General features: G+C 60.6%; 21 protein-coding genes and 1 riboswitch. Of the genes, 14 read left to right on the top strand and 7 right to left on the bottom strand.

The features are described from left to right. Nucleotides 1-31 precede the first annotated feature (31 nt). The 3 genes from NW826_RS09405 to hisIE form a co-directional block, all read right to left on the bottom strand. Nucleotides 32-1,657, bottom strand: coding sequence for a cation:proton antiporter (locus tag NW826_RS09405; RefSeq protein WP_414509987.1), 1,626 nt, complete (start codon nucleotides 1,655-1,657; stop codon nucleotides 32-34). A 118-nt stretch (nucleotides 1,658-1,775) separates the two neighbouring features. Then, nucleotides 1,776-1,869: riboswitch (Fluoride riboswitch) on the bottom strand. 42 nt (nucleotides 1,870-1,911) lie between these two features. After that, the gene (locus NW826_RS09400; protein WP_414509986.1) at nucleotides 1,912-2,598 is read right to left on the bottom strand and encodes a DUF1997 domain-containing protein; all 687 of its coding nucleotides are present in this window, start codon (nucleotides 2,596-2,598) and stop codon (nucleotides 1,912-1,914) included. Continuing rightward, nucleotides 2,558-3,253 (bottom strand): bifunctional phosphoribosyl-AMP cyclohydrolase/phosphoribosyl-ATP diphosphatase HisIE, encoded by a 696-nt coding sequence (gene hisIE, locus NW826_RS09395; RefSeq protein WP_414359316.1) that lies wholly within the window; start codon nucleotides 3,251-3,253, stop codon nucleotides 2,558-2,560. Before hisIE ends, NW826_RS09400 begins: the two co-directional genes overlap by 41 nt. Nucleotides 3,254-3,446: 193 nt before the next feature. On the opposite strand from hisIE, the gene NW826_RS09390 reads away from it, so the two are divergent. From NW826_RS09390 to NW826_RS09345, 10 genes are all read left to right on the top strand, one after another. Further along, nucleotides 3,447-4,238 (top strand): phosphonate ABC transporter ATP-binding protein, encoded by a 792-nt coding sequence (locus NW826_RS09390; RefSeq protein ID WP_414509985.1) that lies wholly within the window; start codon nucleotides 3,447-3,449, stop codon nucleotides 4,236-4,238. Nucleotides 4,239-4,305: 67 nt separating this feature from the next. Continuing rightward, a complete protein-coding gene (gene phnD, locus NW826_RS09385) occupies nucleotides 4,306-5,202 on the top strand; it encodes a phosphonate ABC transporter substrate-binding protein (RefSeq protein ID WP_414509984.1) in 897 nt (298 codons plus the stop codon). Continuing rightward, entirely contained in the window at nucleotides 5,147-5,989 is an 843-nt protein-coding gene (gene phnE, locus NW826_RS09380) for a phosphonate ABC transporter, permease protein PhnE (protein WP_414509983.1), read from the top strand. Before phnD ends, phnE begins: the two co-directional genes overlap by 56 nt. A gap of 9 nt (nucleotides 5,990-5,998) precedes the next feature. After that, nucleotides 5,999-6,418 (top strand): phosphonate C-P lyase system protein PhnG, encoded by a 420-nt coding sequence (gene phnG / locus NW826_RS09375; RefSeq protein ID WP_414334505.1) that lies wholly within the window; start codon nucleotides 5,999-6,001, stop codon nucleotides 6,416-6,418. Continuing rightward, entirely contained in the window at nucleotides 6,415-6,957 is a 543-nt protein-coding gene (gene phnH / locus NW826_RS09370; RefSeq protein ID WP_414509982.1) for a phosphonate C-P lyase system protein PhnH, read from the top strand. The genes phnG and phnH overlap by 4 nt, the downstream gene beginning before the upstream one ends. Continuing rightward, the gene (locus tag NW826_RS09365) at nucleotides 6,957-7,973 is read left to right on the top strand and encodes a carbon-phosphorus lyase complex subunit PhnI (RefSeq protein WP_414509981.1); all 1,017 of its coding nucleotides are present in this window, start codon (nucleotides 6,957-6,959) and stop codon (nucleotides 7,971-7,973) included. Before phnH ends, NW826_RS09365 begins: the two co-directional genes overlap by 1 nt. Further along, on the top strand, nucleotides 7,963-8,829 hold the full coding sequence (locus NW826_RS09360) for an alpha-D-ribose 1-methylphosphonate 5-phosphate C-P-lyase PhnJ (protein ID WP_414385761.1): 867 nt from the start codon (nucleotides 7,963-7,965) through the stop codon (nucleotides 8,827-8,829). The genes NW826_RS09365 and NW826_RS09360 overlap by 11 nt, the downstream gene beginning before the upstream one ends. Beyond that, nucleotides 8,822-9,589 carry an ATP-binding cassette domain-containing protein gene (locus NW826_RS09355; RefSeq protein WP_414348738.1) on the top strand — a complete coding sequence of 256 codons (768 nt, stop codon included), beginning with the start codon at nucleotides 8,822-8,824 and terminating at the stop codon, nucleotides 9,587-9,589. Before NW826_RS09360 ends, NW826_RS09355 begins: the two co-directional genes overlap by 8 nt. Nucleotides 9,590-9,593: 4 nt before the next feature. After that, nucleotides 9,594-10,289, top strand: coding sequence for an ATP-binding cassette domain-containing protein (locus NW826_RS09350; RefSeq protein WP_414509980.1), 696 nt, complete (start codon nucleotides 9,594-9,596; stop codon nucleotides 10,287-10,289). After that, nucleotides 10,270-11,445, top strand: coding sequence for an alpha-D-ribose 1-methylphosphonate 5-triphosphate diphosphatase (locus tag NW826_RS09345; RefSeq protein ID WP_414509979.1), 1,176 nt, complete (start codon nucleotides 10,270-10,272; stop codon nucleotides 11,443-11,445). Before NW826_RS09350 ends, NW826_RS09345 begins: the two co-directional genes overlap by 20 nt. 2 nt (nucleotides 11,446-11,447) lie before the next feature. Here the strand turns inward: NW826_RS09345 and NW826_RS09340 are convergent, their stop codons facing one another. Together NW826_RS09340 and NW826_RS09335 are read right to left on the bottom strand one after the other, a co-directional pair. Then, a complete protein-coding gene (locus NW826_RS09340; protein ID WP_414509992.1) occupies nucleotides 11,448-13,598 on the bottom strand; it encodes a polysaccharide deacetylase family protein in 2,151 nt (716 codons plus the stop codon). A gap of 441 nt (nucleotides 13,599-14,039) precedes the next feature. Further along, the gene (locus NW826_RS09335; protein WP_414509978.1) at nucleotides 14,040-14,525 is read right to left on the bottom strand and encodes a phycobilisome linker polypeptide; all 486 of its coding nucleotides are present in this window, start codon (nucleotides 14,523-14,525) and stop codon (nucleotides 14,040-14,042) included. 202 nt (nucleotides 14,526-14,727) lie between these two features. On the opposite strand from NW826_RS09335, the gene NW826_RS09330 reads away from it, so the two are divergent. The 4 genes from NW826_RS09330 (at nucleotide 14,728) to rsmD (ending at nucleotide 17,991) form a co-directional block, all read left to right on the top strand. Continuing rightward, nucleotides 14,728-15,276, top strand: coding sequence for a DUF4079 domain-containing protein (locus NW826_RS09330; RefSeq protein WP_414334492.1), 549 nt, complete (start codon nucleotides 14,728-14,730; stop codon nucleotides 15,274-15,276). A gap of 445 nt (nucleotides 15,277-15,721) precedes the next feature. After that, nucleotides 15,722-16,480 carry a HEAT repeat domain-containing protein gene (locus NW826_RS09325; RefSeq protein WP_414509977.1) on the top strand — a complete coding sequence of 253 codons (759 nt, stop codon included), beginning with the start codon at nucleotides 15,722-15,724 and terminating at the stop codon, nucleotides 16,478-16,480. 62 nt (nucleotides 16,481-16,542) lie between these two features. Next, a complete protein-coding gene (locus NW826_RS09320; protein WP_414368410.1) occupies nucleotides 16,543-17,430 on the top strand; it encodes a Sll0314/Alr1548 family TPR repeat-containing protein in 888 nt (295 codons plus the stop codon). Between the two features lie 9 nt (nucleotides 17,431-17,439). Continuing rightward, nucleotides 17,440-17,991: a 16S rRNA (guanine(966)-N(2))-methyltransferase RsmD gene (gene rsmD / locus NW826_RS09315; RefSeq protein WP_414334488.1), complete on the top strand. Its 552-nt coding sequence runs from the start codon at nucleotides 17,440-17,442 to the stop codon at nucleotides 17,989-17,991. Here the strand turns inward: rsmD and NW826_RS09310 are convergent. Then, nucleotides 17,988-18,605, bottom strand: a complete 618-nt coding sequence (locus NW826_RS09310; RefSeq protein ID WP_414509976.1) for a hypothetical protein — start codon at nucleotides 18,603-18,605, stop codon at nucleotides 17,988-17,990. The two genes, rsmD and NW826_RS09310, sit on opposite strands and share 4 nt — an antisense overlap. 44 nt (nucleotides 18,606-18,649) lie before the next feature. Beyond that, nucleotides 18,650-20,200 (bottom strand): glycogen synthase GlgA, encoded by a 1,551-nt coding sequence (gene glgA / locus NW826_RS09305; RefSeq protein ID WP_414336905.1) that lies wholly within the window; start codon nucleotides 20,198-20,200, stop codon nucleotides 18,650-18,652. Nucleotides 20,201-20,520 lie beyond the last annotated feature (320 nt).

The following is a 20,520-nucleotide window of genomic DNA, read 5'->3' as shown; positions in this document are numbered from 1 at the left end:
AGAGAACTCAGCCAGAGAAAAAGGAGGATCCTCAGCTTTTTTCGCCTTCGAGAATGGGGATCCCTCTCTTTCCAAAATCCTCTTCCTCTACCAAAATCACCGGAATGGAGCTGGTCTCCAACACTGCTTGGGAAGTGGATCCCACCAACACTTGCTCCCAGGGGCGGTGGCCCCGCTTGCCCATGACTATGTCGGTAACCTGCCGCTCCTGGGCCACATCCACGATGGTCTCCGCCAGGGGGCCAGAAGCCGGGCAAAATTCGTGGCGAATATCCGCCAAAAGACGCTGGGCAAGCTGCCGCAACGCTTCCACCCCCTTCCCCTGGGGCTCATCGGTAACATGGAGCACAATCACATCCCCATCCACCCGCCGCGCCAGATCCGCTGCCTTGCGCAGCACCGCCTCAGCCAAGGGAGAGGTATCCACAGCGGCCAAGAAGCTCACCTTACCCTGGCTGCCCACCTTGGTGGGATCCACTTCTCCCTTTTCCAATAGGCGAGGGGCAAAAACCTGGGTTAGCCAGGCCCCTAGGGGTGCTGTGGTCAAAATCGACAGGGCCGCTAGGGCGAGGATTGTCTCCCCGCCGGGGATCCCCTGGGCTAAGGGGATGCCGCCGATGGCCGCCTGCACCGTGGCTTTGGCCATGTTGCCCGGCAGCAAAAAGAGCCGCTCCCGCCAGTTCCAGTTGCTCCCCAGGGTGGAAAGCCACCAGCCCAGGCCCCGGCCCAACAGCAGGCTCAGGGTCAAAAGCAGCAAACCGGGCAAGAGCAGGGATCCCAGTACCTGCAGATCCAAAGAGGCTCCCAGCAGGACAAACAGCACGATCTCCGCCACCGTCCAGAGGGCGTCGAACCCAAGCCGCAGCCGCCGCGCCAGCGGCCCATCCAGTTGGACGAGGAAAAACCCTAGGGCCATCACCGCCAGGTAGCCGGAAAAATAGGGCCACACCTGCGACGCCAGCACCAAGCCCAGCGTCAGGCAGGCCGCCAGCAGCACCTCTTGCGTACTGTTGCGAGTCCAGTTCTGCTGTACCAAGAGGGCCACCAAAACCCGCGCCCCCAGGTAGCCCACCGCCACCCCCAGCAGGATCTCCATCCCCACCTGGAACGGCAGCCACTGCAGGCGAAGGCTCTGGGCAGATCCCTGCCCCAAAAAGCTCAGCAACAGGCTAAAGCCCAGCAACAGCAGCACATCGGAAAGGGCGCTGCCGGTCAAAATGGCGTCCGGGATCCCTTTGGTCACCCCCCAGCCCAGGCTCTTGAGGCGCAGCATCCCTGGCACAATCACCGCCGGCGACTCCGCCCCGAGCACGCAGCCCAAAAGCAGCCCCGTCCCCCAGTCCAGCCCCAGGATCCAGCGGCTCAAGAGCGCCACTGCCACCGCCTCACAGGCTGCCGGCAAAAACCCCAGCCGCAGGGCCACGGATCCCTGCTGGGCCAGCTTTTCCCAATCCAGCCCCAGGCCCGCCCTCATGAGGATGATCGTGACGGCCACTAGGCGCAGATCCCCGGCTGCCGCCAACAGCTCTGGGGACAAGACCTCTTGCAACAGGATCCCGACCAGAATCATCCCCACTAGCGGCGGCATCCCCAGCCGGCCCCCAATCTGGCCGACAAAAAAGCCCATCCCTAAAATCCACAGCCAACTGCCCAGCATCAACAAAACCTCTCTCTTTGCCGTCCGGGTAGTGAAGGGCAGCCCAGAGGGAAGTAGAGCCTTGGGGGCTGTGGGGTGGTAACCCAAGATCAAAGACTCCCACCCCCTGGATCTGCCCAGAAGAGTAGGAGTCATCAGCCTCAGCCTTGGATTTAGAGAATTCTTAGAACCTGCCTGAGGCGGTTACGGTGAACCCCATCACCGGTTGCCGGAGCAAGCTGACCGACAACTCACTCACGTTGACCCATAGGGTATCACGCCTTGTCTTCCACCACAACCAAGCGATAGGAGTGATGGGGACGGCCAATGGAGCAATAGAAATCGCTGCAGACATTGTGGGTAAAGCGATCGCTGAGGCTGCGGGTAACCTGCTGCACCACCTGGCTGCCCACTCTCTGAACCAACTTGCGCGGCAGGACTTGCAAAAACTTGGGCAAATGCAGCCGGATATCGAGATGAAGATCCCAGTGGACGCGGGTAGTGGCAGGGGATCCCGGTAGCTCCTCCAGCCGGAAACTGGCCTGGCAATCTACCCGATAGGGCAGGGCGGCCTCCCCCGGCAGCTCAGTCGAAGTCAGCCGAAACAGGTAATCTTCCTCCGGCCAGATCTTCACCCCAAAGCAGGGCTCCAGCTCAAACCCCAGCCCACCCATGCGGAAAAACTGCAGCTTGTAGGTGTCGGCAGAGAGGGGCTCCACCTGCAATGGCCGGAAGCAGCGCTGGATCCACTGGCCATGGCCGCGCAGGTAACGGGCCAAAGTCTCCCGATCGGTCTCCAGATCCACTTGGCCCCGTCGCCCAGCCTGCACATCCAAGTGGATCTTGGCTATCGGTTGATCTAACGGTGGGGGGTGATCCATCTCCTCCAAAAGCGGCTCCCCCTTCTCGGACAGAGCCCCTTCACTGAGGGGAACGACGGGCTTGGAGTTGGCGATAGACATCCCGAATATCCACCTGATAGTGAGCAAGAGCCACGAGGCAGTGGTACCAGAGATCCGCCACCTCGCGGGCCAGGGCGGTCTTGTCCCCCTCTTTTGCCGCCATCACCACTTCAGCCGTCTCCTCGCCGAGTTTTTTCAGGATGGCGTTGTCTCCCTTGGCCAGCAGGCTGCTGGTGTAGGAATCGGGACGGGGATCCGCCTGGCGGGCCTTGATCACGGCAAACACCTGCGACAGGGTATCGGCGGCCGGGATGGGATCCCCTTCCTTCTCTGGGAGGGTGCGGAAGAAGCAGCTCCGCGCTCCTGTGTGGCAGGCCGCATCTCCCACCTGCTCCACCAAAATGACCAGCGCGTCGCTGTCGCAGTCGTAGCGGATTTGTTTGACCCACTGCACATGGCCAGAAGTTTCCCCCTTGGGCCAGAACGCCTGGCGGGAGCGGCTCCAGAACCAGGTGCGGCCTGTCTCCAGCGTTTTCTGCAGCGATTCCCGGTTCATCCAGGCCATCATCAGCACCGTCCCGTCCAGGTAGTCCTGCACAATGGCCGGGATCAAACCCTGTTCGTTGTAGCGGAGGCTGTCTAGATGAGCGATCCCCTCCGGCAGAAGAGCGCGGGGCGGATCCGCTGAAGGGATGGAGTCCGAGGCAGCAATCATAGAGGGCAGGAATCCAAAGAGAGCATAAAAAGCAAGATAGCAAAGCCAGCTCTCCCCAGGGTACCTTCTCCTGCCCAGCCCGGCTTTTGTTGCCGCTAGGGGGATCTTAATCTGGGCTTAACCTGGTTTTAGTTGTGACTTAAAGTCAAGCTGCTAAGTTTGATACCGAGCTTTCACGCGCCGAGGGAGAGCAATGCGCATCCGGGTAGAAAACCTCTGGGTCACCTTTAAAAACAAAGTTGCCCTAAGAGGGGTTTGCCTCGACCTGTTTGGCGATGGAGCCCAGGTTGTGGCCCTGATTGGCCCCTCTGGCGCTGGGAAGTCCACCCTCCTTAAGCTCCTGAAGGGAATGGTTAGGCCCAGCGTTGGAAAAGTCTGGGTTGGCTCTTTCCCCCTCCACGAAGGTGGAGGAGAGGGTCTACAGCAGGTGCGCAAGCGCACGGGCATGATCTACCAGACTTTTCAGCTCATTGGCCGCCTGACTGTCTTGGAGAACGTCCTGATTGGGCGCCTGCCCCACCTGAATCTTACCCAGGGCTTGCTGCGGCAGTTCTCGGAGCAAGATCTGGCCCAAGCAGAAAGGCTACTGGAGGAGGTGGGGCTTCTCGAGCACGCCTGGCAGAGGGCCGATGCTCTTTCGGGGGGACAGCAGCAGCGGGTGGGCATTGCTCGCGCCTTGATCCAAGAGCCGGCGCTGATCCTGGCAGATGAACCCATCTCGGCTTTGGATCCCAAAAATGCGCAGGTGATCATGGATTTACTGCTGGGAATGGTTTGTCGGCAAGGCATCCCGCTCCTAGTGACCCTGCATCACCTGGAGATGGTGCGCCATTACGCCAACCGAGTTGTTGCCTTCAAGGATGGGCAGGTTTTCTTTGATGGGCCAGTCTCGGCTCTCACCTCTGAAAAAGAGAAGGATCTCTACTTCGGGGAGGAGGAAGCCTCTCAAACCCTCGGAGGGTTGCCCTCAGCCTTGACGGCTTGAGGACAGGTAAGCTCAAACTCAACTTCAATCAATTTCAATTTCAAGTCAGCTGCAGAGGAGAATACTCATGCGGAGAAGAAAGGCTTTGGCTCTAGCGGCTTTCCTATTGGGCTTTGCCAGTTGGGTGCCGGTGTTGGCGCAGAAGCAGAACTGGCCCGAGGAGCTGGTCATTGCTGAAGTGCCGGTGGAGAGTGCTGCTGATTACGAAGCCCGCTATGCGCCTTTCCTGAACTACCTCAAAGAGAGATTGGGGATCCCGGTGCGTTTGTTCGTGGCTGGTGACTACACGGCTGTGATGCTCTCCCAGGCGGAAGGGAAGACCCACGTTGCTTTTTATGGGCCCGCCTCTTACGTCGATGCGATTGAAAAAGCCAATGCCCCCATCGAAGCCTTTGTGAAGGAAGATTCTGTTCGCTCGGGCACTGTTTACCACTCTCTGATGATTTCCAAGAAGGGCAGTGGCATTACAACTCTAGAAGCTGCCAAGGGCAAAGATTTTGCTTTCGTTGACCCGGAGAGCACTTCTGGTTTCAAGGTGCCCATGGCTTACTTCTGTCTAGAGGCCAAGATCAAGCCCAAGGAGTACTTTAAACAAGTTGCCTTTGCCGGCAACCATGAGTCGGTTATCCTGGGAGTCTCTCAGGGAACCATTCCCGTGGGGGTGACTTGGGATACCGGGATCAGCATTGCCACCAAGAAGGGCCAAATTAAGGGTTTGGAAGATTTTGAGGTGATCTGGAAGTCCGATCCGATCCCTTCCTCTCCCTGGGCCTACCGCAAAGACCTGCCGGAAGACCTCAAAGAAGCCATCCGCACGGCCTACCTAGAGTACGAGAACACACCGGAAGGCAAGCAATGGCTAGAAGCTCGCGGTCTCAAGGGTTTTGAGCCGGCCAGCGACAAAGATTATGATCCCTTCCGCAGGGTTAACAATGCTCTTAAGCAACCTGAGTGCCAACTCTAAGAAACTGCCCCCCTTACCGGCAGAGCTCAAACGGAGAGATCGCCTCGGTGTTCTCTTAGTCGGGATGATCCTTCTGGCTCTCCTGCTGACGGCAGGGCCGGCTGAGATCTCACCAGTCAGGCTGCTGGCTGGGTTGGGGAGGAGTGCTGCCTTTGTCGCTCGCTTCTTTCCGCCCAGCCTGCACTTTCTGCCAGCTTTTCTTTACTCTTTGCTCCAGACCCTGATCATGGCTTTCTGGGGCACTTTTCTGGCCAACTTCCTTGTGCTTCCCTTGGCCTTCCTGGGATCCAAGAACGTCGTCCGCTCTCCTGTGGTCTATCTGGCTGTCCGCGGGCTGATGGATATCCTCAGGGGACTCAATGAGCTGGTTTTGGCCCTGGTTTTTGTGGCTGCCATTGGCTTGGGGCCTCTCCCAGGGATCATGGCGTTGACGCTGCACACGGCTGGAGTGGCAGGCAAGTTGCTCTCCGAGGCCATTGAGACGGTGGATATGGGGCAGGTGGAGGCCGTGAGGGCTACGGGCTCCCATCCTCTGCTGGTTCTTGTCTATGGCTTTTGGCCGCAGGTGGCCCCAGCTTTCTACTCGGTGACGCTCTACCTGTTTGAGGTCAATGTGCGCTCGGCAACAGTCTTGGGCTTGGTGGGAGCTGGTGGTATCGGCTTCGATCTGATGCAGACGGTGCGGGCCTTCCGCTTTCAGGACGCCGCCACCATCATTTTGCTCATCCTGCTAACCGTGTTTACAATCGACAAGGTCTCGGCGCGAATTCGCCAATCCCTGGTATAGGAGGTGAGGGTGCAGGCTCTTGAAATCCTGGAGCTGCTGCAGGAGGCTCCCGAAAAGACAGTTGTGGCTCTGGCGCGGGAGGTACGGCCCGCTCTGGGAGCTAGCCAGAAGCTGAAGGAAGGAGCGGGCCTGCTGTTGCTCCCCTTCCAGGACTCGCGCAGCGGTACGCCGTTTTATCTGGGAGAAGTCTTGGTTTACGAGGTTTGGCTGCGCTTCCCCCGAAAGGGAGTGGAAGGCTATGGAATAGTGCTGGGGGAACGGCCGCGCCTGGCCCGCTCTCTGGCTTACCTGGATGCCGCGTTGCAAGCGGGGATTGCTGAAGATCGGATCCAGGCCTTGGCCCTGGAAGCTCAGGAACATCTCCAGGAGAAGGATGAGCGCCTCTGGCGCAAGGTGGCCACCACGCGCTTGGAGGTGGAGACGCTATGAGCGTGCCCATGCCCGCAGCCGAACGGCAAAGCCAACAGGTCTTCCGAACCTTGGTGATGGCGCTGAGCTACCCTGGCCGGCTTTGGCGCTTGCCAGCTCACTCGCTGCGCCAAGCCTTCCGCCTCATTGCGATTACCCTGGTGGATGGGAATGTGGGGGTTTGGGCGCCAGACTGGCTGCTCTTAGATCTGCGCGGTCAGGCTCCCCGGCCTGTGGCCTTGGAGGCGGCGGACTTCGTCTTTGCCGAGCGGCTGGCGGATTTGCCTGCCGGCTGGGAAACCCTCTCGCTTCTCAAGAGGGGCACCTACCTGGAGCCGGAGAGCGGGGCAACTCTCATCCTGGGAACTGGCTGGGGCCAGGGATCCCCTCTTGTCTTCAAGGGCCCCGGCATTGCTGGGGAGGTGCGCTTGGCTGTGGATTTGCCCCCTGCTTTTTGGCGGCTGCGCTCCCAGATCTCGGCCTACCCGTTGGGAGTGGACATCTTGCTTACCGACGGGCAGCATGTAGTAGGCATACCGCGAAGTGTGGAGGTGGGTTGATGGGCTACGTGGTGGCGCGGGGCAGTCAGGAGGCCATTCTCAATGCCGAAGCCCTTTTTCGCGAATTGTTGCCGAGGGGGGCAGGTCAGTCGAGTAAGGGCCTGGCCAGCTACTTGCCCTATCTTTTGGATCAGGTGATGGCGGAAGCTGGCCTCTGGGCTCCAGAGCTGGCTGCTGAGGCCTTGGCCCAGACCGGGGGCGATCTCTACGAAGCGCTGCTGCTTCTGCGAGCTCATCGAACTACCCTTCCTCGCCTGGGCAAAGCGCAGCTTCAGAAAAAAGAAGATTTGCTCCTGGTGCGACGGCTTTCTTCAGCCTTCAAGAGCATTCCCGGCGGCCAAGTCCTCGGCCCCACCCTCGACTACAGCCTGCGTCTGCTGGGTTTTTCCGGAACCCAAGGGGTGGATCCAGAGACCACGGCTGCTCCCCAGCGCTACCCTTCGGTGCGAACCTGGCTAAAAGAGCAAGGCCTGCTGGAAGAAGATCCAGTGGCAGAGAAAGACTTAGAGGAAGAGATCCCGGATCTAACGCGGCAGCCGCTGCTGTTTCCGGCGCCAAGAGCCCATCGCCTGCAAGCTTTGGCGCGAGGGGACACCGGGGGACTCCTGGCCCTCGCCTACAGCGCCATGCGGGCCTACAACGTCCACACCCACCCAACGGTGGCGGAGTTGGGGGTGGGCTATCTCGAGGTGCGGGCTATCCACCCGGTGCGGGGAGGCAGCTTTCGCCTGGGGCGGATCCGCTTGGCCTTTGCAGAAGTCGTCGGGCATGGGGAGAAGGGATACCGCTTAGGCTTTGCTGCCAGCTTGGGCTGGAACGAGGGGCGGGTTATCGCGGGCGCAATGTTGGATTTGGAGATGGATCGCCCCACCCATCCGGCCCGCAGCGAGGAGTTTGTTCTGGTACACACGGATCCCGTGGAGGCTTCGGGCTTTGCCCTGCACTACAAACTGCCTCACTATGTAACGTTCTTCAGCAATTGGATGAGCCATCAGGAGGCTGCTCTTGAACCCTAAGCATAGCTACGCCTACTTGGACTCTGAAGCCAAGCGAGAAATTCGGCGCAAGGTTCTCAAGGCTTTGGCCATACCGGCATATCAAGTTCCCTTTGCCAGCCGAGAGATGCCCCTGGCCCGCGGCTGGGGCACGGGCGGCCTGCAGCTTACTCTCAGCCTCGTGGGGCCGGAAGATGTGGTGAAGGTCATCGACCAAGGAGCGGATGACTCGGTTAATGCTGCCAACTTGCGCCGCTTCATTGCCCACGTCAGCGGAGCTCGAACCACCACCGATGCTTTGGAAGCAACCCTCATCCAAAGCCGTCACCGCATCCCGGAGGAGCGACTGCAAGAAGGACAAATCTTGATCCTGCAAGTCCCGATCCCTGAACCCCTGCGCTACGTGGAGCCTTCCGATGCCAAGGCGCGGGAGCTGCATGCTCTGGGGGACTACAGCCTGCTTTGGGTGGACCTGTTTGAAGAACACTTGCACTACGGCCACAGCCGCAAGGGAGCAGCCTATCCCGTTCTGGTGCACGGCCGCTATGTGATGGATCCCAGTCCCCTGCCGCGCTGGGATCTGCCCAAGCTGCACCAGGCAGCCCACATCACGCTCTTTGGCGCCGGTCGGGAAAAGCGGATCTACGCTGTCCCCCCTTACACGCAGGTAGAACCTCTGGCCTTTGTGGATCGACCCTTCCAGCCGGAACCCATTGTGGGATCCTGCCGCCGCACCGGTTGCCGCCACGTCTTTCTCAACGCCATTCCCCAGGAGGATGGCAGCTTGGCCTACGAGATCTCCGACCAGGGCTATATGGAAAAACTCCTAGCTGGCAAAGAAAGTGGGCCTTTATTTGGGGAGAAGCAGCATGGTTGAAGAAAGGCCTTTGCTGGAACTGGTCAAGGTTTGGAAAGCCTACGGGGATCGCTGGGCCCTCAAGAACGTCAGCCTCAAGCTCTATCCCCAGGAGGTGCTGGGGGTGGTGGGGGCTTCTGGCAGCGGCAAGAGCACCCTTTTGAGAATTCTCTATCTCCAGGAGATGGCGCAAGGGGAATACTGGCTCAACATCCCCGGCTGGGAGGGGTGTAATCTGCTGTCGCTTTCTCCCTACGAGCGACCTGCGGCGCGGCGCCACTTGGCCATGGTTTATCAAGAAGCTGCCCAGGCCCTGCGCATGGGCTTTGCCGCCCTAACCAATGTTGCTGAGCCCCTTGTGCTCAAGGGGGAACGACGATTTGGGGTTTTGCAAAAGGAAGCGCAGGCAGCTCTGGAGAGGGCAGACTTCCCCCTGGCGCGGGCAGGGGATCCGCCTACTTTCCTTTCGGGAGGGGAGCGGCAGCGGGTGCAGATTGCCAAAGCCTTGGCTCAAGAGCCAACGGCCATCCTCTTGGACGAGCCAACGACTGGCTTAGATTTGCTGGTGCAGGCAACCTTCTTGGACACCCTACGCCGCCTCAAGCGGCAGTTGGGGATGAGTCTGATTTTGGTTAGCCACGATCTCTCGGTGGTACGGGCATTGGCGGATCGGATTGTGGTTTTGCACCAGGGAGAGGTGGTAGAAGAAGGCCTCGCCGACCAGGTGCTGGAGGATCCCCGCCACCCCTTTACTCAGGATTTGGTTGCCGCAAGGCTGTAGAGAGATGCTGCAAGTTATCGATTTGGAAAAGCGGTTTTTCCTGCACCGGCTGGGACGGGAGGTTCTGGCTTTCAGACAGGTGAGCTTCTCCCTACAAGCAGGGGAGTTGCTGCTCCTAGAGGGCCCCAATGGCGCCGGCAAGTCTTCCCTGTTGCGGACGCTCTATCGCAGCTACTGTCCCACAGGGGGGCAGATCCTTCTGCAGACTCCTCGCGGAAGGGTGGATCTGGCGCGTTTGGGGGATCGCGAGATCTTGTGGATCCGGCGGGAGTACATCGGCTATGTCAGCCAGTTTCTGGATCCCCGACCCCGCACCACCGCCCTGGAGCTGGTGGCGGAGCCGCTGCTGTGGCGAGGTGTAGAAGAAAGCCGAGCACGGCAGCGGGCGGCAGAGCTGCTCCTGGAGCTGAACCTAAAGCCCGAGTTACTGGAGGCTTTCCCCACGGGTTTCTCTGGGGGCGAAAAACAAAAGCTCAACCTGGCCCGCTCGCTCATTCATCCCTATCCCTTGCTGCTGTTGGATGAGCCCACGGCCAGCTTGGATGCAGGGGCCAGGAAAGCTCTGCGGGAGCGCCTTCGCCTTCTGAAGCAGCAGGGAACTGCGCTTGTTGGCGTTTTCCACTCGCCAGAAGACGTGGCGGGCTTGGTGGACAAAACCTACCACCTGGAGGAGAAGCAAGATGTGGCTGTCCGGACTTAAGCTGGTTCTCCCTGACCAAGTGCTCCCGCTGGGATCCCTGCGGCTGGAGGGGGAGTGGATTGCCGAGATTCGAGAAGGGCAGGTGGACGAAGGGATCCCTTTACAGGGCTTAACCCTCGTCCCTGGCGTCATCGATCTCCACGCCGACAGCCTAGAGCCGGAGCTGGAGCCGCGGCCAGGGGTACAGTTGGCTGCCGAGATGGCTCTGGAGGTTTGGGAAAACCGAGCTCTGGCAGCAGGCATGACCACTGCTTTTGTCACCCTGTCCTTTTGGGAGGGCCTGCCTGGTTGGCGCAGCCCGGAGACCGCTTTGGCCCTGGCCGAGCAATTGGTTGCCCTGCGTTCCCATTTGTCGCTGGACTTGCGGATCCATGCCCGCTACGAAGTCTCTCGCCCCTTGGGAGCAGCAGCCGTTCGCCACGCCCTCAGCCAAGGTTGGGTGGATCTCCTTTCGTTTATGGATCACACGCCTGGCCAAGGCCAGTTCCCGACCCTAGAAGACTACGTTCGCTATATGGCCCGTCACCTGGGCCAGCAGCCTGAGGAGGTTGCCGCCAGCCTCAGGAACCCATCCCAGCTAGAAGTTCTCCCTGCCCTTGCCGAGCTGGCCCAGCAGGCAAAAGAGCGGGGAGTCACGCTGGTTTCCCATGACGACGATTCCTCTGACAAGGTTCAGTTGATGGCCAAGCTGGGCGTAAAGATTAGCGAGTTCCCGGTCACGCTGGAGGCCGCTGGCGAAGCCCAACAGTTGGGCTTGCTGGTGGTCATGGGTGCCCCCAACGCCCTCAGGGGATCCTCCCATGTGGGCAATCTCTCCGCCCTGCAAGCCCTGAAGGCGGGATCCCTAGGTGCTCTGGCCACCGACTACTCGCCGGCTGCCGCGCTAAGAGCTGCCTTTGCCCTGGCGGAGAAGCAGGCTTTGGAGTTGCCCCAGGCCATCGCCTTGGTCAGCCGCAACCCCGCCCAGGCCGTTGGCCTCCAGGATCGGGGGGCTCTTTGCCCAGGGCTGAGGGCCGACCTGGTGATCTTGCGGGAGAAGCCCTTCCGGGTTATGGGCGTGTTTGTTGCCGGCAGACCTGTCTTTCTCCGCAGTGGCCTAGGTTGGCAGGGAAGGTTGGATCCCCTAGGAGTTGGATCCAGAGTCGAGGCCCCCTAACTCTACTCTAGAGCCGCTCTCGGCAGCAGCTTCCGGGTCGGCTTGTGCTCCAGAGGCCAAGTTGGCCGCTCCAGACGGGTATCCACCAACACAGAAGCTGTGGCGAGATTAACCCGCTCCAGCAGCTGTTGCAGCAGTTGAGCATCGATGCTGGATGGGGTTGCCGTTCCCGCCACCAGGGGAGTGGGGATCGCTTGCGGGGATCCCGTCTCGCCCAGCCCAGGTTCGGCCAACAGCAACTCTGCCACTGCCTGGGCCACCTCATTGCCATATACCCCATCAGGGCCAGAGGGGAGCAGATCCAGCCGTCCCTGCTGAGCGGCCAGGCGGCTTAAGCCCAGTTGCACCGCCACCACGGCCGGGCCCCGCTCCCCCCGCTTGAGGGTGCGCCGGCCGGCCAGAACGCTGTTCAGGTAGGCTTTGGCTGCATCTTGGTCGCTAGCCGGCAGAAGCTGCACCAGCCCTTCCACCCGATCGGTTGTGGAAGCGGCCCTTTCCTGCGGGCGGGGATCCTCCCTCCACAGACGGGTTAGGTCGTAGAGCAAAATGGCGTGGGGGACAGGGCGGCTGGGCTGGTTGGGGCCGGCATGGCCGGTGGCGAGGATCTCCCCTTGGTAGACCAGTGAGGTGCTGAAGCCAGAGTCCAGCAGCACCGCCTCACGGATCCCGATTTTGGGCAATAGGCTGGCCAGGATGGCGGCGTTGACGTGGGTTTTGGTAACCCCGATCACCACCTGATCCTGGTTGTCTACGCCAAAAAAGGCGCGGGGGCGAAACTCGGCGGCGCTGGAGAGGCGAAACGAGTCAATCTCCGCTGGCGAAAGGGCCTGGCCATCCTTAACCAGCCACAAGCCCGCCACAAACAGATCCGTGACATCCGGCATGAGCTGGCGAAGGTTGTCGAGCTGGGTCATGGTGTCGGGATCAAAGGGTACAAAGCGCAGCCGATCCCTGCCCAGCAGCACCAGGGGACGACCGCGCACCACCTTGTCGTCTTCGGGGCGACCGGGGATGAAAGTCTTGTGGTTGGCGGCCATCACCGGCCCCACCATGACGTTGCTGGCCGAGTTAATCCAGGGGATGGAGAAGAAGCTGCCGTTAATGCCGGCATCGGCCTGGTAGCGCTGGACTAGGGTTCTTACCTCGTAGCGCCGCTCCGCGTGCACTGTAGCTGCCCGTCCGCCGCGGATGGTTAGCACCCGCACCCTGTCGATCACCTCATCGGTCAGGGTCAAGGGTTGCGTCCCATCCAGCCAGTAGTCGGGGCTGCGGCCAAGGGTGAAGGTGCGGGCGCCGATAATGGCCTCGGTGAGGCGAAACTGGTTAAAGCGGCGCACCTCCAGCAAGCTGGGCGACTGTCCCGTAAAGCCGGGATCCATCGTAAAGGACATCCAGTAACCCGCCTCCGCCAGGTATTGCTTCACCCGCTCGTCCCGATTGCCTTCCGGATAGGCGAAGTAGTGGATGGGGTGGCCCAGCTCCTGCTCCAGCTTGGTCTTGCAGTCTAACACCTCTCGCCGCAGGCGGGCATCGTCCAGCAGCCGCAGGTCGGGGGGATGGTTGACGGTGTGGGCGGCAAAGTCAATCAGCCCGCTGGCATCCATCTCCCGCATCTGATCCCAGGTGAAGTGGTCTTTGCTGGTGGGCACGCCGACAAAGCCGGTCTGCACAAAATAGGTGGCAGGGTAGTTGTACTCCTTCAGCAGCGGGTAGGCGTTCTCGTACAGGCCCAGGTAAGCGTCGTCGAAGGTGAGCAGGATGGCTTTTTCCGGTAAGGGATCCCCGTCCCGCAGGTGTTTGTAGAGTTGGTCGATGTGGATGGGGGTCAGCCCCGCCTGCTTGATGGCCTCAAAGTGCTGCCGCAGCTCCGCCGCTGTGGTGTCAAACCAGACCTCTTTGCGGCCAGCCACCACATCGTGATACATGATGGCGGGCACGTAGGAGAGGCTGGCCAAGGGATCCAACGCAAAAGGATCCCGCTGCAGTTGCGGCTCTTGGGGGAGGGGCGGGCGCTGTTGGGCTGCCTTGGCCTGGGCGCGGGGGGCAGGGATCTCGGCCAGAGGCGGCAAGAGCGCCGGCAGGCGGCTGGCCCAGTTGGGATGAGCGGTTGCCCAGGCCACCAGGGCGCCGGTTCCAAATCCCAGCAGGATCACCAGCAAGTTTAGAAAGGGGAGCACCCTAGGTCGAGACTTTGCCGGCGCATGCCGAGAGGAATCGGAAAGGCTTTGTCGTGGAGTGGGCGAGGAGTACGGCTGCGATCCCCTTGTCGATCTGGAGCCTGAATTGCCTTGGGGTATCGACCCTCCCAAGCGCGTCGGATGCTGCCGAGACGTCATGACCTCCTCCCCACTCCCGATGGTGTTATCGGCGCTCAAGCGCAAGAGTTGAGCCCTTGCTGGAATGCCTTTTCCCACCCAAAGCCTACCCCCAGACAAGGGCAAAACCAACGCCAGACTACCACCCCTCTCTTCCGATTGGGGATACCCATGCAATCGCCGCCGGAAAAACAGCAGGGAGCGCCCGTCAAAGCGGCTTGGGCTGAAGGGGCCTGGATCGGCAGCCTTGGAGACAGACCCCAGAGGGGGAGCTGGGCCCTACTCCAGGTTGCTCAACAGATTGGACTCTGTAATGCTGACGATCTTGCCCCCCCTTTGGGTGATGCGCTTCACTTCTTGAGAAAGGCGGCTGAAGGGCACTTTGTACTCGACAACGCTCTTGCGCACGCCCCCTCCCACCAAACCGGACACTTTGAGGGTGAAAATCTTGTCGCTGTTGGGTAGGGACGAGGCCGCCGAGGGGGCGACCTGAGCGGCTGGGGCCGCTTCCGCCTGAGGTGCAGGAGCCGCGCTCTCCCGCTCCAAAAGCAGCCGCCAACTGCGGGGATAGGCGGGAGCCAAACGATAAACCACCTTGTAGGAGCCGGTTACATGGTCATCTTCTGACTCCACCCTCACCACTGTTCCCGCCGGGATATCCAGCTTAGCTCCCTTGGACATGACTTTAATTCCAGGCCAATTGGTGGGCACATCCGTCAGCAGCTCGACTTCAAAGGATTGATCCCCCAAGAACAACTTGGCCATGTGAATAACTCCGTTTTGCTCGTTAGCAGGCGGTAGCCGAAGATCTGTGGCCGACCACGGCTTCACCGCTAGATATTTTACCGTTGCGGCTGCATCCCCTGAAGCTTTCCACCGGCATCTGTCATCGAAGGTGGGTTTGTTGTAGATTTGTTAAGGAGACTGGTTAAAAAGTTGTAGTTGTCCCAAAGGTGGAGGGATCCCTATGCTGAGTGTGGCTCTGCCCGATCTGTCGGCAACTTCGGATGAGTTGACGGCTGCCTTGCAGCCGGTGGCCCAGTTTTTTGCCGGCTTCAACCTGCCCCAGCCCATTGTGCAATGGGGACATCCTCTGATGATGGGCATTGTGGTGGTGGTCATGGGCAGCTTCGTCGGCCTGACCGGTTGGCGGGGGCGGGTCTTGCGCCTGGCAGCCGCCTCCACAACGCCAGAGGGATCCCTGCCGGAATCGGCCCAAAAGCCGCTCTTGGATCACCGCAAATTGGCTCCCTGGATGGCCACCTTCATTGCCTTGGGCTACACCGGCGGCCTTCTCTCCTTGGTCATGCAGGGCCAGCCCCTGCTGAGCAGCCCCCATTTTTGGACGGGATCCCTGGTGTTGCTGTTGTTGGCGGCCAATGGCGCTTTGTCTCTCAGCGGCTTTGGGGGCAACCGCGAGGCCCTGCGCACCACCCATGCCTATGTGGGCAGCTTCATCCTGTGTGTGCTACTGGTCCATGCCCTGCTTGGAGTCAAGCTGGGCTTGTCCTTGTAATCTACAGACCTTTGGGGAACTCAGACATCGTGATGCCTGTAAACCCCAGAGTGCTCCGGCCAAACTATGAGGCATAGTAGCCCGTAGCCTTTGGGCTTGTTCCCCCCCAAGCTCGTCAAGTCCTCACTCCCCTTGTTGCTCAAAAGAGAAGGGAAGACTGCGGCTTCCCTCGGTCGCGAAGTGGTGCTTAGCACTCACGCAAGTACGGTCAACCCCAAGGACTCCGTCCCGCTGACGCGGTCGGCACCCTTCGCTGGCCTGTCTACAATGAGTGACATCCTGCAACCCCAAGTTCAAGTTAAAGACTGGGTGGTGGGGAGCCGGTGCTTTTGCTATCCTGGCGCATAAGTTCACCTTTATGGCAGGGAAGGGTCGGCAAACTTTGCCTGACACCGAGTGACAGCACCAGCCGCTATGGGCAAGCTTGGAGGGAGGGTGTGACTTGATGTTTACTTGGCTCTGGACGAAACAATTTTCTCGCTTGAACCAAAGGCTACAAAGCTTGGAGGTAGCCCGCGAGGAAAACCTTCTGTCTCCCGATCTGAGTGCCCAAACTCTGCAGGTGGCCCCCGACTTCTGGGAACGGCAGCACCAGGCCTTTAGCTACGTGGATAAGCAGATGCGAAAGCTCAGCCGTCGCAGCAAGATCTGGGGGGGAATGGCGCTGCTGGCTGTTTTGGCCGATGCGGCTTTGGTGGTGGCAGGTCTGGCAGCGTTTCAGTCTTGGCAGCAGGTACAGGCTGACCGCCACTTAACCCGCATTGCCCACCAGGCTGCCGATCCTGTACAGCGAGCTTTTGATGATCTGGTGGCCCAACTGCCTCAGATGAGCGAGACAGAGCGATATCGTGCCCTAGAGGCGCTGCAGGCTCTCTCGGCCATCGCCATGGCAAGCCGAGGCTACTACGGCTACTCTCCTGGCATCTCTGTGTATAGCTCGGCTCCCACGGTTGCAGCAACTCCCCTGGAGGCCCAACTGCAAACCATCTACCAGCTGGGGCAAATGCGGGCGGTTGAGGCGGTGCCGGCTTTGCTGACCAAGCTTGCGGATGGAGAACCGGTGGTGCGGGAGGCAGCAGCCCGCGCCCTCGGCCAAATTGGGGATCCGCGCGCTCTGGATCCCTTACACGATCTGCTGGCCTACGAGCCCAACGAGTTGGTTCAGGATGCGGCCATTGCTGCGATTGCGCAACTGCTGCGCTGAAGAGCAGGTCAAGCACGCGCCGATTCGCTAGACCGGTCCCAGTGGGTGTTGAGGCACAGAGGATGAGAAGCGACAAGTTCAGCAGAGGGGCCAAGCTGGTGGGGATCCTGTGCTGGGTATGGGGATCCGCCTTGCCGGTTTGGGCCCAGGATCCGTTTCGCAGCGGGGCCAATGCCCGCCCCATCAGCCCGGAAGTGGCTGCGGCGTTTGAGGAGTTCTTCTGCGCGGGCCGCTACAGCCAGAGCCGAGAGAAGCTGGAAATAGCCAAGAAAGCTTCCCCCGACGAGCCGATGGTCTATGCCTTGCTGGCGGCGCTGGCCTACCAAGAGGGGGATCTGGATGCTTTTGCCCAGTTGGCCACCCAAACCCGCCAGGTGGCCGCCGAGATGAAAAAGACGGATCCCTTGCGCGGCAACCTGTATGAGGGGGTGGGCTATGGGTTGGAGGCGGCCAACATCGTGGTGCGGGAGGGGGTGGTGCTCGGCTTGCCCAAGGCATTGCCCACCCTCAACCAATTGTTTGCGTCCATCCGGGCCGCCCAGGCTGTGGACAGCAGCGACCCTGAGTTGAATCTTCTCAACGGCTATATGGATTTGCTGCTGACCTACCGGGAGAAGGCGTTGGATCAATTTCGCCTGGCGGCGCCTGAGTATTTGTCCTACCGCGGCCAAGCTCTGGCCTATCGGGATATGCAGCGCTTTGACGAGGCCTTGGAGGCGGTGGATCGGGCCATTGCTGCTTCCTGCAACAACCCGGAGCTCTACTACCTCAAGGCGCAAATTTTGGTTGCCAAGGGGCAAGACCGGGAGGCTGTCCCCCTTTTCGATCAAGCTCTGCAGGCTTCTGCCCAGTTGCCTAAAGCTTTGGTGTCGCAAATCCAGATGGAACGGGATCGCGCCGCCCAGCGCAGCGGGTTGACCGGCCAGTTGCCTGCCACACCTACCCCTTGATAGATGCCTATGGGCTTGCGCATCAGCGGCAGACGGGCGCTCCAGACCCCTGCTGGCCTGGGTACTCGACCCACCCCTGGCCGGGTGAGGCAAGCCTTGTTCAACATCTTGCGAGGGCAGGTGGAAGGCTGTCGCTGGCTGGATCTCTGCTGTGGGGCCGGTACGGTGGGGGCAGAGGCCCTGTGCCAGGGGGCGGCTTTTGTGGCCGGGATCGAAATTGCTGCTTCTGCCTGTCGCCTTATCCAGGCCAACTGGACCAAGGTGGCCCAGCCGGGGCAAGCTTTTCAGGTGATCCAGGGAGATGCCCGCAAGCTGCTCAGCCGAGGGCTGGGTTTGGAGCCTTTTGATTACGTCTACTTTGCTCCTCCCTACGCGGCGGGTCTGTACGCCCCCCTGCTGCCGCTGATCCCGCCCTTGCTCAAGCCAGGCGGAACTTTGATCGTCGAGCATCGCAGCGGCCAGGAGCTACCCGACCAGATGGGATCCCTGCTGCGCTTTGACCAGCGGGCCTATGGGCAAACGGCGCTGGCTTTCTATCGCAAGCTGGAAGAGCAGCGCTAGGGGAAGGGGGTGCTGACAAAGCCAATTTCCAGAAGCTGCTGGTAGGCCTGGGTGCCCAGCTCCCGGGTTGGAGTCTGGCTCTTGATGACCTGGATCAACCAGCCCACGGCCTCCTCAGGACGTCCGGCAGCCCGATAGACCACGGCCAAATCGTAGGCAGCCTGATCCCGAGCCTGGGCAGCAACGCGGGCCAGCTCCCGCTGCTCTTCGGAGATGCGGTTTTGGATCCCGGCGAAGGCACGGGAGAGATCTTGGTGGTAGTTGGAGCGCTGGTTGTAGGCGTCGAACACCTGTTGCAGAAGCTGGATGGCCTGGTCGTAGTTTTGCGCTTGGATGGCGGCATCGGCTTCGGCGGCCAATTGTTCAGCTCGCAACACACTGAGGGCATTGCTGGGTTGTTCGAGAGCGCGAAACTGCTGCGGGTTGGGAACGAGCTGCTGTCCGGCGGGCAGCTCTTGAGCCGTGGCCCAGAGACTCGAGCCCGCGCCCAGGACAAGGCCGAGCAACAAGCCGAAAGCCAGCCGCGCCCAAGAACGGCGCAGAAGGTTGGGCCCCTGGGCAGCGGCCTCTTGGCGCCGACTTTGGCCGACAACAGCGGGACGTCGTCCGAACATTGGCAGGTAACCCTCAAAACCTCGTTGACCCGCTCCACTCTACCTCACTCTGCGTGGCTCTGCTGCAGCTCAGGGATCCCCTCAGCCAGGGGTTGCCGAGGAGGTGGCTGCGCAGCCTTAGCGGGAGTGGAACTGGGCAGGGATGGGGCGGGTTGAGCCTGAGAGGAGGTCTTTTCCGGCCTCAGCGGCAAGTTCATAATCAGCTCGTACATGCGCAGGTATTCCAGCGCCGAGCGATGCCAACTGAAATCGGTGGCCATGCCCCGCTTTTGCAGCGCCTGCCAGGTGTCTTTGTGCTGAAAGGCCTCCCAAGCCCGCGCCAAGCAGGTGTAGAAGTCCAGGGCTTCGTAGCGATCAAAGCAGTAGCCGGTGCCGGTTCCCTTGCTGGGAATATGATGGCTGACGGTATCCACCAGCCCCCCCGTACGGCGGACGATGGGTACACACCCATAACGCATGGCGATCATCTGGCTGATGCCACAGGGTTCAAAGCGGCTGGGCATCAAAAAGGCATCGGCTCCTCCGTAGATCAACTGGGCCAGTTGCGGCTGGTAACCCTGTTGATAGGCCATTCTGCCCGGGTGCCGCTCGGCCATCTCCCGGATCCGCCCCTCGTAGTAGGCTTCGCCGCTGCCCAGCAAGACAAATTGTGAATCGCTATAGGCCAAAAAGCGATCCAGGGTTTGGATGAGCAAGTCGATCCCTTTCTGTTCCACCAAACGGGCCACCATGCCCAGCAGGAATACGTCGGGGTTGACGGTCAAGCCCAGGCGGGCCTGTAACGCAGCTTTGTTCACCGCCCGACCGCTCAGATCATCAACGCTGAAGTTGGCCTCGAGAGCGGGATCGGTGCGGGGATCGAACTGCTCGGTGTCGATCCCATTCAGGATCCCCCGCAGGCGCTCCCCTTTCCAGGCCAGCAGATCCTGTAGGCCCTCTCCATGCAGAGGGGTGCGGATCTCCATCGCATAGGTGGGCGAAACCGTATTCACCTGGTCGGCATAGAGGATCCCGGCAGCCATGGTGTTGTGGGCGGAAAAATACCAGGGCAGCCAGGTCATGCGTTCCAGTTGCCAACGCCAAGGCCCTTGATAGGCCAGGTTGTGAATGGTGAAGACGGTGCCGATGTCAGGAGCCTGGTGCATCCAGGCCGGGATCATGCCGGTGTGCCAGTCGTGGCAGTGGATGATGTTGGGTTTCCAAGGGTAGTAGGTCCAGGCAAACTCGGCCACGGCGTTGGCAAAAAAAGTAAAGCGCCAGAACTCGTCCTCGCCGTAGTAAATGCGGTGGGGGGCAAAACAATAGTGGCTGACCAGGTAAAGGGGCACATCGGTGCCGGGCAAAACGCTTTCGTAAATATCGGCCACCTGGCCCATGACCTGTTTGGACCAGATGGGATCCTTGGAGCGGGGATATTGCTCCGGTTCCGGGCCGAACTTGTCCCAGAGAAACCCGTACAGGGGCATGATGATGCGCACATCCTGCCCCAGCTTGCGCAAAACGACGGGCAGGGATCCCACCACATCCGCCATGCCCCCCACCTTTGCCAGGGGTGCTGCCTCCGCCGCTGCAAACAAAATCCTGGCTTGCACCACAATGCCCTCCCTATCGCGATGACCTTTGTCTTGCTGAGGCGGACGGCTCCCGGCCCAGTTCCCTCGGCCAAAACCCTCCCCATCCTAAAACACAAGGGATCCCTATGCCGGCCAAGCCGGGGCAGAGCCTTATCCTGAGAAGGTGTTGCAATTTATTAATTTTTCGTAAGATAGAAGGACAGTGCCGCTCAGAAATACTGTGAGCGCTGCTGCATTGCACTTTATTGGTTTCATCGGTTGTCTTTTTTCTGGAGAAGATCGTCCTATGACCATCGCGGTAGGGCGCGTACGCCAGGAGCGAGGATGGTTCGACATCGTCG

The sequence above is a fragment of the Synechococcus sp. OH20 genome (assembly GCF_047502685.1).
Lineage (GTDB): Bacteria > Cyanobacteriota > Cyanobacteriia > Thermostichales > Thermostichaceae > Thermostichus.
Note: the sequence above shows the minus strand (reverse complement) of the source record. Positions and strands in the feature narration are given on the sequence as shown.

What these genes read in the sequence shown, in the direction of transcription:
- NW826_RS09320 (WP_414368410.1), top strand. Translation starts at nt 16,543, where the DNA reads ATGAGAAGCGACAAGTTCAGCAGAGGGGCCAAGCTGGTGGGGATCCTG.
- NW826_RS09365 (WP_414509981.1), top strand. Translation starts at nt 6,957, where the DNA reads ATGGGCTACGTGGTGGCGCGGGGCAGTCAGGAGGCCATTCTCAATGCC.
- NW826_RS09325 (WP_414509977.1), top strand. Translation starts at nt 15,722, where the DNA reads ATGTTTACTTGGCTCTGGACGAAACAATTTTCTCGCTTGAACCAAAGG.
- NW826_RS09390 (WP_414509985.1), top strand. Translation starts at nt 3,447, where the DNA reads ATGCGCATCCGGGTAGAAAACCTCTGGGTCACCTTTAAAAACAAAGTT.
- NW826_RS09355 (WP_414348738.1), top strand. Translation starts at nt 8,822, where the DNA reads ATGGTTGAAGAAAGGCCTTTGCTGGAACTGGTCAAGGTTTGGAAAGCC.
- NW826_RS09405 (WP_414509987.1), bottom strand. Translation starts at nt 1,657, where the DNA reads ATGCTGGGCAGTTGGCTGTGGATTTTAGGGATGGGCTTTTTTGTCGGC.
- NW826_RS09335 (WP_414509978.1), bottom strand. Translation starts at nt 14,525, where the DNA reads ATGGCCAAGTTGTTCTTGGGGGATCAATCCTTTGAAGTCGAGCTGCTG.
- phnE (WP_414509983.1), top strand. Translation starts at nt 5,147, where the DNA reads ATGATCCCTTCCGCAGGGTTAACAATGCTCTTAAGCAACCTGAGTGCC.
- phnD (WP_414509984.1), top strand. Translation starts at nt 4,306, where the DNA reads ATGCGGAGAAGAAAGGCTTTGGCTCTAGCGGCTTTCCTATTGGGCTTT.
- rsmD (WP_414334488.1), top strand. Translation starts at nt 17,440, where the DNA reads ATGGGCTTGCGCATCAGCGGCAGACGGGCGCTCCAGACCCCTGCTGGC.
- phnH (WP_414509982.1), top strand. Translation starts at nt 6,415, where the DNA reads ATGAGCGTGCCCATGCCCGCAGCCGAACGGCAAAGCCAACAGGTCTTC.
- NW826_RS09310 (WP_414509976.1), bottom strand. Translation starts at nt 18,605, where the DNA reads ATGTTCGGACGACGTCCCGCTGTTGTCGGCCAAAGTCGGCGCCAAGAG.
- NW826_RS09345 (WP_414509979.1), top strand. Translation starts at nt 10,270, where the DNA reads ATGTGGCTGTCCGGACTTAAGCTGGTTCTCCCTGACCAAGTGCTCCCG.
- NW826_RS09350 (WP_414509980.1), top strand. Translation starts at nt 9,594, where the DNA reads ATGCTGCAAGTTATCGATTTGGAAAAGCGGTTTTTCCTGCACCGGCTG.
- hisIE (WP_414359316.1), bottom strand. Translation starts at nt 3,253, where the DNA reads ATGATTGCTGCCTCGGACTCCATCCCTTCAGCGGATCCGCCCCGCGCT.
- NW826_RS09400 (WP_414509986.1), bottom strand. Translation starts at nt 2,598, where the DNA reads ATGTCTATCGCCAACTCCAAGCCCGTCGTTCCCCTCAGTGAAGGGGCT.
- NW826_RS09330 (WP_414334492.1), top strand. Translation starts at nt 14,728, where the DNA reads ATGCTGAGTGTGGCTCTGCCCGATCTGTCGGCAACTTCGGATGAGTTG.